The organism is Phormidium tenue FACHB-1052, from assembly GCF_014696675.1.
Taxonomy (GTDB): Bacteria; Cyanobacteriota; Cyanobacteriia; order Phormidesmidales; family Phormidesmidaceae; genus Nodosilinea; species Nodosilinea tenuis_A.
Window position 1 is genome coordinate 143,865 of sequence record NZ_JACJQN010000011.1, and the last position, 15,769, is coordinate 159,633.

Sequence of the window (15,769 nt, forward strand, 5' to 3'; positions counted from 1 at the left end):
GAGGCGTTAGCCTTAGGAACCTGATCCGAGCGCATAAACACAGTCTTTCATTATTACGAAGCAGTTCCAGCTCTGTCAAGGGGGAGATACGGCTGTCTGAGGCTGCGATCGCGGTGAATTTCGGTTTGCCGATCGCCTTGCGGCATAGATAGCCGGAGAATCCTGCCATTTCATCCTGATAAGCAACGGGCTGACCTGGAAAACGAATTGGGATGTTGAGGCACGTAGGTATGGATATTTGGCTATTGGCGGCCCAGCTAACGTTGGGCGGCGGGGCACTCCCCTTAGAAATGGAGGAAAAGGCACCTCTCCAGAGAGAGGTTGCAAACGCAGCCCTACTCCCCTTGCCTAGCCCAAACCTCTGCTCCCCTGCTGCTAACCCTGACAATATTGAGGCCTGCCCCACGAACGGGGGCAGCATGGCGACGACGGCACCCAGGCAGCCGCCACATTCAATGAGTGCTGCTGCCGCCCGCTGGCCCAGCCCCGAGCAGGTGATGACCCCTAGCCGTCGTCCCACCCTGCCCCAGGTAGACCCTAGGGCTCGCCCCGTTACCGGCGCGCAGCTATACCAGTTTCGCACCGCCGCTCTTCAGGCCGGAGAGATTTACGCCCAGGTGGCCCCGTACCGCTACATAACCCGGTGGCAGCGGGCTTTTGTCTCTCCCACCCACGGCGACTGGCAGGCGCTGCTAGCGGCAGAGGCGGCTGCTATTGCCCGCCGCCCACAGCAGGCCCCGCTAACCGTGATGGTGGGCGATTCGCTGGCGCTATGGCTGCCGATAGACGAACTGCCCGCTGACCAACTGTGGCTGAACCAAAGCATTTCGGGGGAGACCACGACCCATATGCTGGAGCGGTTGCACTATTTTGCCGACACCCGGCCCCAAACTATTCATCTGATGGCAGGCATTAACGATCTGAAGAATGGGGTACCTGAGGCTCAAGTAGCCGACAATCTCTATCGAATGATGACCCGTCTCAAGCAACAACATCCCCAGGCGCGGTTGGTGGTGTATTCGATTTTGCCGACGCGGTTGCAGGAGGTGTCGAGCGATCGCATTCAGCGAGTCAACCAGCGCTTGGCAGCCCTGGCAGTTCACCAGGGAGCTACCTATGTGGATTTGTACACTACCTTTAGCGATCGCCAGGGGCTACTGCGGGTAGACCTCACCACCGATGGTCTGCACCTGAGTTCCCAGGGCTATACCCTGTGGCAGGCGGCGCTAGTCAGCTATTAATTGGCTCAATATTTGGGTCTGACTCAGGGGCAACGCCGTCACGATAGGGCATCGTTGTGGGTCGATGGCACGCCATAATAGGATCAACAATTGCCCTCTGCCAGAGCGAATTACCTGTGCCTAAGCGAGCTGCCCAACCCAAGCTAGGACGACTGGAAAAACTCGACCCTACCGACTATTGGCAGACCCAGGCCGATTTTCAGCAGTGGTTCGCTGAGGCAGAAACCTTAGACCTATTGGGTGAAGCGGCTGGGCTGAGTCTAGACTTGCCAAAAACCGATCCCCTGCCTGAGCTGGGCTATGCCCTGCTGACCGAGACCGACACCGGAGCGCTGGTTCTAGTGGCAGCTCACTTAGATGAGCCTGAACTCAGCGATCTGGGCCAGTTGCTTGCTTGGGCTGCTGCCGAGAATGCCGCTGCGGTGCTCTGGGTCGCGCCCAGTTTTTCTGCGGCAGCGGCGCTAACCTTTGACTGGCTTGACCAAAGCAGTGAGGTCACATTTTTAGGACTGACCGTAGAGCTTTGGCAGATTGGTAAGGCCGCCATGGCCGCCAACTTCATTCCGGTGTGCGGGGCTGTGGAAGACAGCGAGGCGGATTTAGAAGTCGAAGAGCTTGAGAACGTTGCCCCCAGGGAGCCCGAGCCCGAGCCGCTGACGCCCCTACAGCAGCAGCATTTAGAGTTTTGGAGTGGATTGTGCGATCGCATGGATCGCCAGGGCAGTTTGGTGAAGCCCGGCTCACCCACCCCTGAAGCCACCATGGGCTTCGCCATCGCCCGAGCTGGGTTTCGCCTCAACGCCATTCTCGATCGCGACCACGGCAGCCTCTACACCGAGCTGCTGCTCTCAGGAATTGACGCTCAGCCCCACTTTCACCTGCTGGCCGAGGAGCGCGAGGCCATCGCTGACGAAATGGGCCTGCCCCTGATCTGGGACGGCACTGGTGATCAGGCCTGCATGGTAGCTAGCACCTTAGCCGAGGTGAATTTGGACGATCGCGATCGCTGGCCCGATTATCAGGCTTGGTTCTGTGACTGCCTGGAGCGGTTCTACGAAGCCTTCTTTGACCGCATCAAGCGACTCGATGCCAACGGCTATCAACCCTTGCCCAAGCGGGCGGCTATCACAGACACGCTGGTTTTGCCGGCGCGGCCTCGGGGGTAGGGGGTGTGGGAGAGTGGGTGGGTAGATGGGTGGATGGGTAGTGCATGGGGATAGGGGCTACGGATGGGTGTCCTTGTGGCAGTGGAGAGAGCTTTGGGGGGTGCTGTCAACCTTATTTAAGGGGTAAGGTGGGGGCACCGACGGCAGAGGCGCTGATGCGATCGCGCTATACGGCCTACCACCAGGGTAACATTGACTATCTAATTGCCACCCACCACCCGACCCAGCGGTATGGGGGGCAGCGGGCAGCGATCGGGCAGAGCGTGGCGGCTACTACCTGGCTGGGACTGCGGGTAATTGCCACTGAGGCTGGCCAGGTGGCTGACAGCAAAGGTATTGTCGAGTTCATTGCCTACTATGCAGACCCTCGACCGGGTCAGGTGCATGAGCGATCGCGCTTTGTGCGGCAAAAACAGCGTTGGTTCTATCTAGACGGGGATGCTCTGCCTCCGGTGGAGCCCAAGCGCAGCGACCCCTGCTGGTGCGGCAGCGGCCAAAAGTATAAAGCCTGCCACGGTCGCTAAGGAAAATTTGAAGAATTATCGGAAACCTTAGCCATCCTCGCAGCGGCATTCCATACTCATGGCAATCCTGTCCTGATGTTTTGTTAAATGTATCTGGGCCGCTGCTATGACCGACACCCTACAACCCGCTGAGCTAACTGCTGCACTGACACCAGAGGCCATTGTTCGGGTGCAAGAGGGGGTGGCTACGTCGCAAAACCCGGCGGTGCGCCAGTGCATTGCGATCGATTTGGCCGAGCTGAGTGCGATCGCCCAGGGCACCGCCGATCGGCGCGTCAGCGGTGGCATTCGCCGCTGGGTTATGCGCCGCTTTATCAAAGCCTGCTTTCGGGTGCGCATCGAGAACCCAGAGCATATTCCGACCGAGCCCAATGTGCTGACCGCCAATCACCTCAGCCATTTAGACCCGTTCTTGCTGCTGGCCTTTTGCCCCCCCACCCCCTACTACTACATCCTGGGCGATGCCCGCACCCTTTACAACAAACGCTGGAAGCGCTGGCTAATCGGTTGGGCAGGGGGCGTGATTCCCCTAGAGCGCTGGTGGAAGGAAGAAATGGCTGTGATGGCCGCCGCCGACAACGGGCAGGATGATCTCAAGCCCCTGGCCGCTGCCATTCGCGAACACGTGCCCAATGGCAGTTCAATTCAGCAAATGCGGCAAATCGATCAGGCGGTGCAGTCTCTGCTGGCCCGAGGCGACGGCGTCATGCTCTTCCCCGAAGGTCGCCTCGGAGAACGGGAGGGGCACATGCATGCTCTGCGGCGCGGTACTGTGCTCTATGCTATGCGATCGGGGGTACCGATCTACCCGGTGGCGATTATCGGTACCAAAATTCTCTACTTTCGCAAACAAATTACCCTGCGGTTTGGCCCGGCTGTGCATGTGCCCCACCAAACTCGACCCAAGCGCGTTGCCATTGATGCCGCTTTGGCCGAGCTCGAACAAGCCTTTCAAGCCCTTTTGCCGTCCCATTACCAAGAGCCCCAGGGGCCGCAGCCGCTGCGCCACTGGCTGAACCGTCTATTCTGGTAAATACTTACCCTGAAAAATTGAGGGTAATTGAATAGGATCCACTCATCACAAACCGACGACCAAAACTCTCGACGGCAGTTTGTAGAGCAGTTGTACTCTGCTCTGGCAAGATTTTGGAAAGCCCTTAACGAGATTTGAACTCGTGACCTCTCCCTTACCAAGGGAGTGCTCTACCACTGAGCTATAAGGGCAAGTTGTCGTGGATGGGCCGGGCTGGATTTGAACCAGCGTAGGCGTAGCCAGCGGATTTACAGTCCGCCCCCATTAACCACTCGGGCACCGACCCGCTTCATCCACGATTTATAATCCTAGCATGGAAGGGGAATTACTTTTGGGCAACTTAAAAAAGTTCTGCCTACTTTTTTTTGGAGTTTAGCGGGCGTAGACAAACCAGGCTAAAACCCAGCCCAGTAAAAGCCCTAGCCCGCCAAACCGCACCGCCTGCCAAAAGGGTTCTTGCAGATGCTGCCACGATACGACTCGGCTGGCCAGCTCTAGCTCAAAGCTATCGGCGGCTTCCTGCAAATTCATCACTTCCTGGGCCGAGTGCTGAGCATCCTTCTCCGCCCCGTCTGCTTGAATCTGCTGAAGCTGTAGCAAGTTTGAGACACCAGCCTTAAGCTGGTGTAGGCGTGCTTCTAGCCCCTCTAGCTGGTGCATAAGTTCCGTAAGAGAGCGGGGCGCTTCGTCGGCACTGCCGCCTAGGGTGCCGCGCTGGCTGTGATATCGCTTTTGCCGGTAGCCTGGTTTCATTGTGCAAAATAGAGAAACAGAGATATCTACCTAGCAGGGCTGCTGCGGTAGGGTACATCTTCTAGTTAACCCCAACTGGTTTCAGTAACTATGGCTTTTTCGTTTGATCCGTCAATGACGCCCCAGGCGATCGCCCGGGCTGCTAAACCGGCTGCCGAGCTAACCGACCTAGAGCTAGCTCAAATCTTGGCGGAGCGCCTAGCCGTGAAGCCCGCCGACTGGCACCGACTCAACCGCGATCGCCGTGTGCGGGCCAGCGAACAGCTAGCGGCAGCGCTAGTGTTTTTGCTCAAGCAAAATTCTGAGGAAGCGCTGGTACGGGTTGAGCAGGCTGCCGGCTGGTTAAACCGCAGTCTGCAAGCGCCTCCCTGCCCTACCCACGGCGATCGCAAAACTCGTCTAGCCGAGCACAGCGACTAACAACCTAAATTTGGCTGAGGAAGCCAAATCAGCTTTCTACAACACGGCTGCTTAGCGAAATCAGTTAGCGAATGAGCGGTAGCCGACGGGGCTGCCGCACCACTTTACCCAGGTGCAGCTCTCGGCCCTCGTTGTACCAGGTCACCTGGTCAAATATTTGGTAAAGAATATAGAGGCCGCGACCGCATTCTCCAGGGTTAGAGGTGCAGTTGTCATCAACGGCTTCATCGCAGCTACAGGGATGGCTAAACCCGCATCCCTGGTCGGTGATCACCCACCATAAATGAGATGCTGATGTAGTATATTTAACCGAAATACACTTGGCAGGATCAAGACGGTTGCCGTGTTTAGCCGCATTTACAAGAGCTTCTTGCAAGCCTAGCCGCACTTCGGCCCGCCATGTTGCAGGCACGTCTCTTAGCAAAAGCTCTAAAACAGGCTGCAAGTATAGGGTAGACACGAAACTTAGCGTGTCCCACTTTTGCTGCTGTGCAGATGGAGAAGTTGCTATCACTCAGGCCATCTCCAATGTCTTGAGTTGACATAGTGGTTGAAGTCTCTGACTCGCAGTTCAGAGATTAATCAATAAAAACGGATGTTTAACAACCAATAAAATATTTATATTTTTTGTGGCTTGCTCAGAGTTAGCATTTGTGCAAACCCTCTAACAACACTTTCCCTAAAAGATTTAGACCAAAATAGTAGTTAGTCTAAAACTTGTAGAAATGAAATTGTTGCAAGCAGAGCAATACAGCCACTATTTCACTATAGCAAACTTTGCCAGGGCTTCGTCAACGGCAGGCAGTTTTTCGGGCTAACCGCTATTTCAGTGCTCCTTTCCATGCATAAGAGCGGGCGGGGCGTACGTTTGAGCCTGCTTACCCATGTTAGAGCCAACACAACTCTATCTATGCTAAACGTGCTCTCTAAAGCCGTAGAAACGTAACCTGAAAAGAAGGTTACGTAATATTAAGTAGCTTAGAAGCGTGAGCTTAGCCTGGCAAAAGTCGTTTTTTAGAGGCCTAGGTGCTGTTGGGCAGCGCCCGCGACAATCTCAGATTCATCATTGGCAAGCTGTTGCAACGCCGATTGAGCCTCTGGCTCGGAAAACTGGGCCAGGGCCTGCACTAAGCGGTGACGCACCTGCCAGTCAGAATGGGTGGTGTAGTTGAGCAGCAGGGGTAGGGCACGACGATCGCCCAGTTCGCCCAGAGCGCCGATGGCAGCGGTGGCAATCAGCTCATTGTCTGAGCTGAGGGCCTCTTGCAGGAGGTCAAAGGCCTGGGGCTCGCCCAATTCACCTAGGGCTGCCACGATGCTAAATTTCACCAGCCACTCGTCGGTGCTGTGGTAAAGCGTAGCTAGCTCGGGGTAGGCGCTTTTGAGCTTGAGTCCACCAATGGTGTCGGCGGCGGCGGCTTGAACATCGGGGTCAGGATCTTCGGTCAGCGATCGCCGCAGCAAAGGTTCTACGGTGGCTATGTCTTGCTGCCCCAAGCTGGCAATCTGGCTAATGGCGGCGTAGCGAACTCTGGCGTTGCCGTCGTTAGCTGCTAGCTGCACTAGCTCAAAGGCATCGGCGGAGTCCAATTCGCGCATTTGGTTGACCGCCCGCAGCCGATCCCCGTAGTCGTCGGAGTGGAGCAGTTCTCGAACCGAGTTTGGGGTAATAGCCATTTTTGTAGAGATAAATACAAATCTGCTCTCTCTACTATCGGCCATTTTGGGGATCGGCGATAGGGGGAGGGGTGAAGGGGAGTTTTGAGTTTTGAATTTTAAGTTGAAGTGCTGTCGGGAGAACTCAACACTCAAAACTGAGAACTCTATCCATCACCCTCATCTTGCTACGCGTAGCTATTCGCCATTTCCCGCACAATGTCGCCTCGGGTAAGGATGCCGACCACTTTGTCAGCATCGACCACGGGCAGGCGGCGCACCTGCTTATCGTGCATGAGGTGGGCGGCTTCGCGGAGAGATTTGTCGGGGGCAATGGTGACGACGTGATCGGTCATGACGTCTTTGACCAATTGGCCAAGGGCTTTGTGGAGTTCCTGGTTGTACTGGGTAGGGTTCTTTAGGTAGATCACGCTGTCGAGCAGCATGATGTAGGCGGGCATGTCGACCCCGGTGGTTTGCCACATCAGATCAGACTCTGACAAAATACCGACCAGATGATTGTCTGCGTTGATGACCGGTAGGCCGCCCACGTGGTTGTCGGCCATTAGCTGAATGGCATCTTTGAGCACGGTGTCGGGGGCTACCGAGATCGGGTTTGGGGTCATTACATCCGCGACGGTTTTGGCCATGGGGTTAGTTCAATACTGGTTTGATGGGTGAGCTGGCTGATTTCATTTTAGAAAAGGTTCATCGCTAACCGGGGGGCTGTCACAGGTCGTTACAGTAGTGCTCTAGAATGTCGGCGCAGTGGGCGATCGCCCCCAAATGCGCGATCTCATACCCATGGGTGTTGTGGGTGGGGAAGCTGAGGCAGGCGGCCCGCGACACATGGCCAAACTTCATGGCAATTGAGCCATCGCTGCCAAAGCCGCTGATGATCGCCATTTGCACCGGCAGGTTGTGCTCTACGGCAGCGCGGCGCAGATCGGCATTTAGCCCCTCATCGTAGAGGCCGTAGGCATCCTGGCTAAGGAGTACAGGTATTGCCCCCGCCTGAATGGGATATTCTGCTGCCAGAGGGCAGATCTCTAGGGCAATCAGAGCTTCTAGTCGGTGGCGCTGAGAAAAGTAGAGGGCACCGATCGCCCCCACCTCTTCTTTAGCCGACGCGACTAGATACACGGTTACGGGCGGTGTTTTCAGCCGCTCGGCTAGCATTAGCAAAATTGCCAGGGAGGCTTTGTTGTCGAGGGTATAGCTAGCAATGTGATCGCCCATGCGAAAGGGTCGCTTGCGGTGCTTACCCACCACCACCCTGGTGCCGGGGCGAATGCCGGCGGCGGCGAGTTCTTCTGGCGATCGCTTGGTTTCAATCCAGGCGGTTTCCCAGGTGACGGGCTGGTTCTCCTGCTGGGCCTTCTGGGGTGACTCGTGGGAGACGTGGCGTGAGCCAAAGCTCAAAATGCCGCTAATGGTCTGTTGATCCCCGAGCAAATCCATCACGCCCTCGCCGTAAACCCAGGGGAATGAGCCGCCCAGCTTGCGCACTGACACCCGACCATCGGCGTAGATGCTCTTGACTAGGGTGCCGATCTCATCTTTATGGGCGGTGATCGCAATGGCCCGGCTGTCGTCGCGCCCTGGGATCTTGGCGATGACATTGTCGGCCTCATCGCGCCAGTGCTCTACTCCCAGGTCGACCCAGTCAGCCATTAAATGTTGATTGATTTCGTCCTCCGCACCGCTAGGTGAATGGCACATGACTAGGTCGGAGATTTTGGTAAATAGAGCGTCGTAGGACATGGGGAGGTGGGGAAGATGGGGAAGATAAGGGAGGTGAGGCGCGTTTTTGGTAGGGGTTTTGATTCTAGCTACTTCCTCATCCCCCCCATCTTCTCGTTAGCCAACGCTTCTCCTTGGGCTTTCTAAAAGCAGAATTATTTGTTTAAAGCTTGTGCATCAATCACGTCAGCCTCTCTGGCCTAAATCTCCTTGGGTGCGCTGGGGGATTGGGTTTGGGATTGGGTTCCTGCTGTTTGTGGGAGTCAGTAGCCAGCTTCACAGCGAGGCTACGCTGCCCACCCTTGATCCTCTCCCACAGGATCCGTATATTCGGGCGTATTTTAATCAAAACCAGGCGGCGACCTACACTGACCCCTACCGCAACATTACTCGGCACGGGGATAACTTGGAGCAGGTGGTGATCGATGCGATCGCCACTGCCCAATCGTCGATTGACATTGCTGTACACGAGTTTTCGCTGCCGGGGATCGCCCATGCCCTCAGCCAGCAAAAGGCGGCTGGGGTAGAGATTCGGGTGGTGGTCGAAAATAGCTACAGCACGCCAATGGCAAAGCGGGGAAACCCAGCGGCGATCGCCCAGCTTGATGAGCATGACGAGGCGAAAGCTAGCGACCTGTACGCCTTTATTGACGCCAATCAAGATGGGGTGCTGAGTGAGGGGGAGTTGCGCGATCGCGATGCCCTGACCATTCTGGCTGAGGCCAACATTCCTCTCATTGATGACACCGCCGACGGCAGCAAGGGCAGCGGCCTGATGCACCACAAGTTTATGGTGATTGACGGTCGCACCGTCGTCACCGGCTCGGCAAATTGGACCTTGAGCTGCACCCATGGCGATTTTTTGGACCCTGACAGTCGGGGGAACGCCAACAGTATTTTGGTGATCGACAGTCCAGCGCTCGCCCAGCGGTTTCAGACAGAATTTAGCACCATGTGGGGCGACGGCCCCGGTGGCCGACCCGACAGCCGATTTGGCCTGCAAAAACCCTACCGCCCCTCGGCCCTAGTCTCGACCCCTGGCTCGGTGCTAGAGGTGCAGTTGTCGCCAACCTCAAAGACTCAGCCCTGGACCCAGAGCGTCAACGGGCTGATTGCCAAAACCCTGGGGCAGGCCGCTCAGAGCGTTCACCTGGCGCTGTTTGTATTCTCTGAGCAGGCGATTAGCGACCAGCTAGTACCGATCGCTAATCGGGGCGTGCCCATCAAGACCCTGATCGACCCTGGTTTTGCCTACCGCAGCTATAGCGAAGGCCTCGACATGCTGGGGATCACCATCCCCGACCACCGCTGCAAGCGAGACAACAGCGTGCCCTGGGCGAATCCCATTACTACCGTCGGGATACCGGCTCTGCCCTCTGGTGACAAGCTGCACCACAAGTTTGCGGTGCTCGACCAAAACATTGTGCTGGTCGGTTCGCAGAACTGGAGCCAAGCCGCCAACACCACCAACGACGAAAACCTGCTGGTGATTCGCAATGCCACGGTGGCGGCTCACTTCGAGCGCGAGTTTCAGCGGCTGTACGACGGGGCAGAACTGGGCATGACGCCGCAGTTGCAGGGGGCGATCGCTCGACAGCAGGAAAAATGTGGGTTGTAGCTCCTGCCCCTAGACTCCCTTCCCAACCACAGTATTGGGCAATGCAGCGAATACCTTGCAGAGCAATGAGTGGACTGGAACTAATCAGGCCATCGTCGGCTCAGCATCATGGCTTGGTCATGGGGTTCTGCTGCCACTGCTTCAGTTCTTCAGCGATGAAGTGGTTGACCAAGTCGCGGTAGAGGGATTCGATCGCATCACCGTTCAGCCCTTCTTCTTCGGCCCACATTCGACGCTGTTGAAGCATGGTCTGAACGCGATCGGGGGCTTTGACTGCCGTCTCGCTGGTTTTGAACCGAGACGCCGCCTTGACATAGGCAAAGCGCTGACCCAGCAGGGCAATCACCTGGCGATCGAGCCGATCGATCTCGGCGCGAATGTCAGCCATATTTTGGCACTGGTCGGGAGTAGGCATGGGGTTTAGGGTAAGGCTATGGTGCTGAGCTGAGCTTGCAGGGCGGCGATCGCATCATACTCCCGCTCAAACACCACCGTTAGGCGCTCAAACACCGGCAAAATTTTCTGGTAGGCCCGCACATTTTCAGGGATTGGCTGATGTCGGTAGGTTTCTCCAATCATCGTCGTCACTGCATCTAGCGACGGCACCCTACCCAGGGCGTAGAGGCCCAGCACAGCGGCCCCCAGGCAGGAGCTTTCGTAGTGTTCAGGAATGGTTACCTCGCGATTAAAGATATCGGCCATCATCTGCCGCCATAGGGCTGCTTCGGCAAAGCCCCCCGTCGCCTGAACTAAGGTAGCTGGGCCAGCAAAATCTTCCAGCGCCTTGAGCACCAGGTAGAGATTGTAGACAATGCCCTCTAGCACCGATCGCACTAGGTGCGACTTGGTGTGTTTGACGCTGAGGCCAAAGAATGAGGCCCGCGCGTTGGCATTCCATAGGGGCGATCGCTCGCCCATCAAGTAGGGGTGAAACAGCAGCCCCTCTGAACCGGGGGGCACGGTTCCGGCCATAGTCATCAACAGGCTATAGATGTCTTGGCCCAGGCGTTTGGCGGTGGCCACCTCAGCATCGGCTAGCTGGTCGCGCACCCAGCGCAGGGCAATGCCACCGTTGTTGACCGCGCCGCCAATCACCCAGTGGTGCTCAGTGAGGGGGTAGCAAAACAGCCGCTCTTGGTGGTCGGTGACGGGGCGATCGACCACCGCTCGCACGGCCCCGCTAGTGCCTACGGTCACGGCAACTCGGCCTGGGGTGACTGCCCCCACTCCCAGATTCGACAGCACGCCATCGCTGGCTCCAGCGATCAGCGGGGTCTCAACTCGCAGGCCCATGGCCAAGGCTATGGCGGGCTTTAGCCCAGTGAGCACGGCGGTGGTGGGCACCAGTTCGGATAGAGATGAGCGGTTGACTCCAGCGATCGCCAACGCCTCTGCATCCCAATCCAGCGTCTCCAAATTCAGCAGCCCCATGGCCGTGGCAATGGAGTGGTCAACCACGTAGCGACCCAGCAGCCGGTAAAACACGAATTCTTTAATGGAAATAAACCGCGCCGCCTGCTGAAATAGTTCGGGCTGCTCGTGGCGCAGCCAGGTGAGTTTGACCAAGGGCGACATCGGGTGCAGAGGCATGCCCGTGCGCCGATAGACGGCGTGGCCATTCATTTCGGTCTTGATGCGCTTTTCCCAGCCAGCGCTGCGGTTGTCGGCCCAGGTGATGCTGCGGGTGAGGGGTTTGTCGTCGGCGTCAACCAAGATCAGACTGTGCATAGCCGAGCTAAAGCACAGCCCCAACACCTGCGCTGGGTCGAGGGCGTAGGTATCGACCAGCCCCCGCACAGTTTTGACCATTGCGGCAAAGATTTCTTCGGGGTCTTGTTCGGCGGTGGCTATGTTGGGGGTGTAGAGGGGGTAGGTCACCAGCGCTTTTCCCACCACCTGCCCTGCTTCGGTAAACAGCACCGACTTAGTGCTGGTGGTACCAATATCGACCCCGATGATGTAGTTCTGGTTGGTCATAGAGTAATGGTCTGATACAGCAGCGATCGCTCGGTGCGCTTCATCAGGCTATACCCCAGCGGCACTGACGACAAAATCAATGCCGCGCCAGAAAACACCGCAGTCTGCTAGCTCAGGCATACCTACTGGGTATGCCTGGGCCAATTGGGGGTGACTAGGGAGTGAGCGGTTCTAGCCTTTGTAGCGATCGCGCATCGCCTTGTGAATCGTCTTCCAACGGCGTTTGCTGTTGAGGGCAGCGCGGGCATCGTGCCGCTGGTCGAGCCACTGCTGCTCGCGCTGGAGTTTGTGGTAGCTGTGCAGGCGATCGCGGCTCAGGTCGCCCGCTGCAACGGCCCCTGCCACCGCACAGCCCGGCTCCCCCTGGTGCCGACAGTCCCTAAACCGACAGTCCTCAGCTAGGGCTTCGATATCGGCAAAGGTGGCCTCTAGCCCCTCGCTAGTGGTCCAGAGCTGTAGCTCGCGCATGCCCGGCGTGTCAATCAGCAGCGCCCCCGATGGCAGAGGCAGCAGGTGTCGCCCGGTGGTGGTGTGTCGTCCGCGACTGTCATCCTCGCGCACGGTTTGAGTCGTCTGCTGCTGACTGCCCAAAAAGTGATTGGTCAGCGTAGACTTACCCACCCCCGATGAGCCAATCAGCGCCACGGTTTGCCCCGCCCCCAGGTAAGGGACGAGCTGTTCTAACCCAGCTCCCGTAGCGGCACTAACAGCGTGAATCGGTACGCCCATGGCAACCGATGCAGCTTGATCGAGGCAATCCGCCAGGTTATCGCAGGTATCCGATTTACTTAGCACCACAACGGGTACTGCTTTACTTTCCCAAGCGGCCACTAGGTAGCGCTCCAGGCGGCGCAGGTTGAAGTCGCCGTCGAGACCAGTCACTAAAAACACCGTGTCGACATTGGCGGCTACCACCTGGCCCTCGGTTTTGCCGCCCGCCGCCTTGCGCACAAACTCGCTCTGGCGCGGCAGCACTGCATGGATGACGGCGTGGGTGCCCTCATCCTGCCGCTGCATGACGACCCAGTCGCCTACCGCTGGAAAGGATTGGCTGTCTGCTGCCTGGTGACGAAACTGCCCAGCGATTTCTGCTGACAGCTCTCCGTCTGGGGTTAAGAGTCGGTAGGCACCGCGATGCTCTAGCGCGACTCGGCCCGCTTCAAAACCGGCCTTTGCCCAAGGGGCAAAAGCGCGATCGCAGGTGGTGCTCCACCCGCCTAATTCAGTTAAGTTCAAGGGTTTTTCCTCAAATGAAGCCTACGTGGGGCAAGGCTTCATACGGTCGACCCAATATTAGGTGCCGCCTAGCCTTGCCAGAAAAAATGTTGGTTGCCGCACAATACCGACTCAGCCATAGGTCACCTTCTTGGCACTTGTTTTCAGGGCTCTAAAACCATTCATGGCCTGGTTATAGATTTGCCCACCTCCAAGCATAGAGCGATCGCCCCCCTGCTGGGCCTAGCGCCGTCAATTTTGCAGCAAATCTATAAATATTGGAGAGTTCGCTAAGACTCTGGCTCGTTCGGGGAACACTAGCGCCCAGAGAACTTTCTATAGCAAACTAGCGGCTGTATAAGGGATAGTGATGATCAATGTTACTGCGGCGATCTTGTTAGCGCTTGGCATAACACTCGATTCTCTAGGAGAAAACTATACGCTTTTGGCGGCGATCGGCATTCTGTTTGCCATGGCGTTCTTCTTATTGATGTATCTGCAATATCCGGTCATGTTTACCGGTGCGGCGCGATATCCCTTAGCTAGAAAGTATTTTCCGCTGGTTCGCTGGGCCATCTTTGGCATTTATTTTGCTGACCTATCTACTACACTCCTGCGCTACTACGATGGCCCTGAGATAGGCGTTTCTGTCCACGCCTACAGCATTTGGGCTGGGGTTTATCTGGTGGCCTACAGCCTGGCGATTTTGACTGGGCCACCCAAGCAGCGGCGACGTAAGAAGATTTTTCGCCACTACCAATGGCGGCAGTGGGAAGGGCAACTGGTTCCGGTAAGAATTTCGACGCTACGGTAGCCAAAACTGGGGCAACCCCTGCAATCCCTGCCGCACAAAACGATTAACCGATCGCATCGCCTGAATATGCGGCTCGTCAGGAATTACCGGCAAAATCTCCGCAGGCTGACCCTGATGCAGGGTCGCAATTACCCGGTTCGCCGCCTCCAGCCCCGTCACGTAGGCTTTTTCCTGTGACCACGAGCCGTGGCGGGTGACAATCCAATCGCCCGCCATAAACAGGTTGTCGAAGCTGGTGGTGCCGGGCAGCAGATAGCGGTAGCTGCCAGGGGCAAAGTGCGTCACCCCCTGGGGGATACGTACCACAGCGTGATCGATGATCTTGGCCTCGCCAAAGGCAGGAATGCACCCCGCTAAATCCTGCTGCACTTGCTTGAGCACCTGGTCGTCATCCAGCGCCAGCAGCTGGTTGGCGTGGTAGTAGTCGGCCTCAACCACGGTGCCCGGCTCGTCGCGATACTCGTCGTGCAGGGCGTTGAGGTCAAAGAAAGTCCAGCCGGTGGTGGGGTGAAAGCCAAAGCAGGCGTTGGAAGGCAGGGGAATATCGATCTTGCGATCGCACCACAGCCGCGTAGCGAGAACATCAACCGCTCCCAAATTGCGGATATTGCTAAACTCGGTACGATCCCTCAGCTGCGGTGACTGCTCCACAATTTTCTTCAGCCCGCTGATACCCACCGCAAACACCACCGCATCGGCCTCAAACACCTCGTCGCCGCAGACCACCGCCGTCACCCGGTTATTCTCTACCCGCACATCCGACACACGGTGGTTGGCGAGAATCTTGCCCCCCGCCCGTGCGATCGCCTCCGTCCAGGGCCGAAAAATCTGCGCCCCTACCGTACCCCGGCACCAGCGCACGTCAAAGTCGGGCTGATGGGCGAGGATGAAGTAGTAGAGCATTCCCAACGCCGCCGCCGCCGAGCACTGTTCGCCCGGGGCAAACAGCCCCACCAGCAGCATCGGCTCAAACGACTCGTGGTAGAGCCGGGCCGATACGCCGTACTGGCGGAAGAGTTCGCGGGCGGTGATGCGATCGTACTTTTGCCAGGCCTCGTCAGAGTTATCGAAGTCGATCAGCGCTTGCAACAGGGGCAGGGCCGAGAGGCGATCGATCAGCGGCAGACGCTTGAAGTCGGTGTAGAGAAAGGTGCCCAACGGTGTGGGTAAGTAGGGCTGGGCCTGAAACAGCGGCGACTCGACCTCTAGCCCCTGGGGCGAATATTGGGCCGATCGCGTCCACTCGGTAAATGGCTGAATGCCGAGATGATCTGTCAGGGCAAAAATGTTGCGGTAGGGGTACCAAAACCCGTGAATGCCCGCCTCGACAGCACGGCCCTGGGGCGTTTGCCAGCCCGCCACTAGGCCACCTGGATAGGCTCCGGCTTCTAGCAGCGTCACGGCGTAGCCCTGGCGGGCCAGGTGATAGGCGGAGCCCAACCCGGCCCAGCCTGCGCCGACCACGACCACCCGCTTTTGTGCTGTGTTTTCCATGATTCTCGCCCCCGTTGCCCATAGACCTTCTTTACTCTATCGGTAGCAGCGTCGGCTAGGGTTTAGGATCAGGGGTAGATATTGCGTCCTCGGCCTCCCTCACCCCCAACCCCTC

16 protein-coding genes and 2 tRNA genes are annotated in these 15,769 nt (G+C 57.5%); 7 read left to right on the forward strand and 11 right to left on the reverse strand.

The features are described from left to right. Positions 1-230: 230 nt before the first annotated feature. From H6G07_RS16010 to H6G07_RS16025, 4 genes are all read left to right on the forward strand, one after another. Positions 231-1,241, forward strand: coding sequence for a GDSL-type esterase/lipase family protein (locus H6G07_RS16010; protein ID WP_073609063.1), 1,011 nt, complete (start codon positions 231-233; stop codon positions 1,239-1,241). Positions 1,242-1,357: 116 nt separating this feature from the next. Beyond that, positions 1,358-2,407, forward strand: a complete 1,050-nt coding sequence (locus H6G07_RS26930) for a DUF4268 domain-containing protein (RefSeq protein ID WP_073609062.1) — start codon at positions 1,358-1,360, stop codon at positions 2,405-2,407. Between the two features lie 44 nt (positions 2,408-2,451). Then, complete coding sequence (locus H6G07_RS16020) at positions 2,452-2,931, forward strand: YchJ family protein (protein WP_073609061.1); 480 nt, start codon at positions 2,452-2,454, stop codon at positions 2,929-2,931. Between the two features lie 106 nt (positions 2,932-3,037). Beyond that, positions 3,038-3,964 (forward strand): lysophospholipid acyltransferase family protein, encoded by a 927-nt coding sequence (locus H6G07_RS16025; protein ID WP_073609060.1) that lies wholly within the window; start codon positions 3,038-3,040, stop codon positions 3,962-3,964. Positions 3,965-4,083: 119 nt separating this feature from the next. Here H6G07_RS16025 and H6G07_RS16030 read toward each other — a convergent pair. The 3 genes from H6G07_RS16030 to H6G07_RS16040 form a co-directional block, all read right to left on the reverse strand. Continuing rightward, positions 4,084-4,155: transfer RNA gene (locus H6G07_RS16030), tRNA-Thr, on the reverse strand. Positions 4,156-4,168: 13 nt separating this feature from the next. Further along, positions 4,169-4,250: transfer RNA gene (locus H6G07_RS16035), tRNA-Tyr, on the reverse strand. Between the two features lie 86 nt (positions 4,251-4,336). Further along, complete coding sequence (locus tag H6G07_RS16040) at positions 4,337-4,717, reverse strand: sll0565 family protein (protein WP_084173226.1); 381 nt, start codon at positions 4,715-4,717, stop codon at positions 4,337-4,339. Positions 4,718-4,831: 114 nt separating this feature from the next. On the opposite strand from H6G07_RS16040, the gene H6G07_RS16045 reads away from it, so the two are divergent. Further along, on the forward strand, positions 4,832-5,137 hold the full coding sequence (locus H6G07_RS16045) for a DUF6439 family protein (RefSeq protein ID WP_073609185.1): 306 nt from the start codon (positions 4,832-4,834) through the stop codon (positions 5,135-5,137). A 64-nt stretch (positions 5,138-5,201) separates the two neighbouring features. Here H6G07_RS16045 and H6G07_RS16050 read toward each other — a convergent pair whose 3' ends face one another. The 4 genes from H6G07_RS16050 to H6G07_RS16065 all read right to left on the reverse strand — a co-directional run bounded on the left by H6G07_RS16050 (position 5,202) and on the right by H6G07_RS16065 (position 8,557). Then, the gene (locus H6G07_RS16050) at positions 5,202-5,549 is read right to left on the reverse strand and encodes an ATP-binding protein (protein ID WP_338420706.1); all 348 of its coding nucleotides are present in this window, start codon (positions 5,547-5,549) and stop codon (positions 5,202-5,204) included. Positions 5,550-6,151: 602 nt separating this feature from the next. Then, entirely contained in the window at positions 6,152-6,814 is a 663-nt protein-coding gene (gene nblB, locus H6G07_RS16055) for a phycobilisome degradation protein NblB (protein ID WP_073609058.1), read from the reverse strand. Between the two features lie 167 nt (positions 6,815-6,981). Then, positions 6,982-7,443, reverse strand: coding sequence for a CBS domain-containing protein (locus H6G07_RS16060; RefSeq protein WP_073609057.1), 462 nt, complete (start codon positions 7,441-7,443; stop codon positions 6,982-6,984). A 79-nt stretch (positions 7,444-7,522) separates the two neighbouring features. Further along, positions 7,523-8,557 carry a M42 family metallopeptidase gene (locus H6G07_RS16065; RefSeq protein WP_073609056.1) on the reverse strand — a complete coding sequence of 345 codons (1,035 nt, stop codon included), beginning with the start codon at positions 8,555-8,557 and terminating at the stop codon, positions 7,523-7,525. 235 nt (positions 8,558-8,792) lie between these two features. On the opposite strand from H6G07_RS16065, the gene H6G07_RS16070 reads away from it, so the two are divergent. Further along, positions 8,793-10,154, forward strand: coding sequence for a phospholipase D-like domain-containing protein (locus tag H6G07_RS16070; RefSeq protein WP_199312144.1), 1,362 nt, complete (start codon positions 8,793-8,795; stop codon positions 10,152-10,154). 106 nt (positions 10,155-10,260) lie between these two features. Here H6G07_RS16070 and H6G07_RS16075 read toward each other — a convergent pair whose 3' ends face one another. The 3 genes from H6G07_RS16075 to rsgA form a co-directional block, all read right to left on the reverse strand. Then, a complete protein-coding gene (locus H6G07_RS16075) occupies positions 10,261-10,569 on the reverse strand; it encodes an isochorismate lyase (protein WP_073609054.1) in 309 nt (102 codons plus the stop codon). A 5-nt stretch (positions 10,570-10,574) separates the two neighbouring features. Beyond that, positions 10,575-12,131, reverse strand: a complete 1,557-nt coding sequence (gene gntK / locus H6G07_RS16080; RefSeq protein ID WP_073609053.1) for a gluconokinase — start codon at positions 12,129-12,131, stop codon at positions 10,575-10,577. A gap of 171 nt (positions 12,132-12,302) precedes the next feature. Further along, a complete protein-coding gene (rsgA, locus tag H6G07_RS16085; RefSeq protein ID WP_073609052.1) occupies positions 12,303-13,367 on the reverse strand; it encodes a ribosome small subunit-dependent GTPase A in 1,065 nt (354 codons plus the stop codon). A gap of 349 nt (positions 13,368-13,716) precedes the next feature. Between rsgA and H6G07_RS16090 the strand changes: the two genes are divergently transcribed. Then, positions 13,717-14,160 carry a hypothetical protein gene (locus H6G07_RS16090; RefSeq protein WP_073609051.1) on the forward strand — a complete coding sequence of 148 codons (444 nt, stop codon included), beginning with the start codon at positions 13,717-13,719 and terminating at the stop codon, positions 14,158-14,160. Here the strand turns inward: H6G07_RS16090 and H6G07_RS16095 are convergent. Continuing rightward, positions 14,152-15,654, reverse strand: a complete 1,503-nt coding sequence (locus H6G07_RS16095; RefSeq protein WP_073609050.1) for a hydroxysqualene dehydroxylase — start codon at positions 15,652-15,654, stop codon at positions 14,152-14,154. The two genes, H6G07_RS16090 and H6G07_RS16095, sit on opposite strands and share 9 nt — an antisense overlap. Between the last annotated feature and the right edge of the window lie 115 nt (positions 15,655-15,769).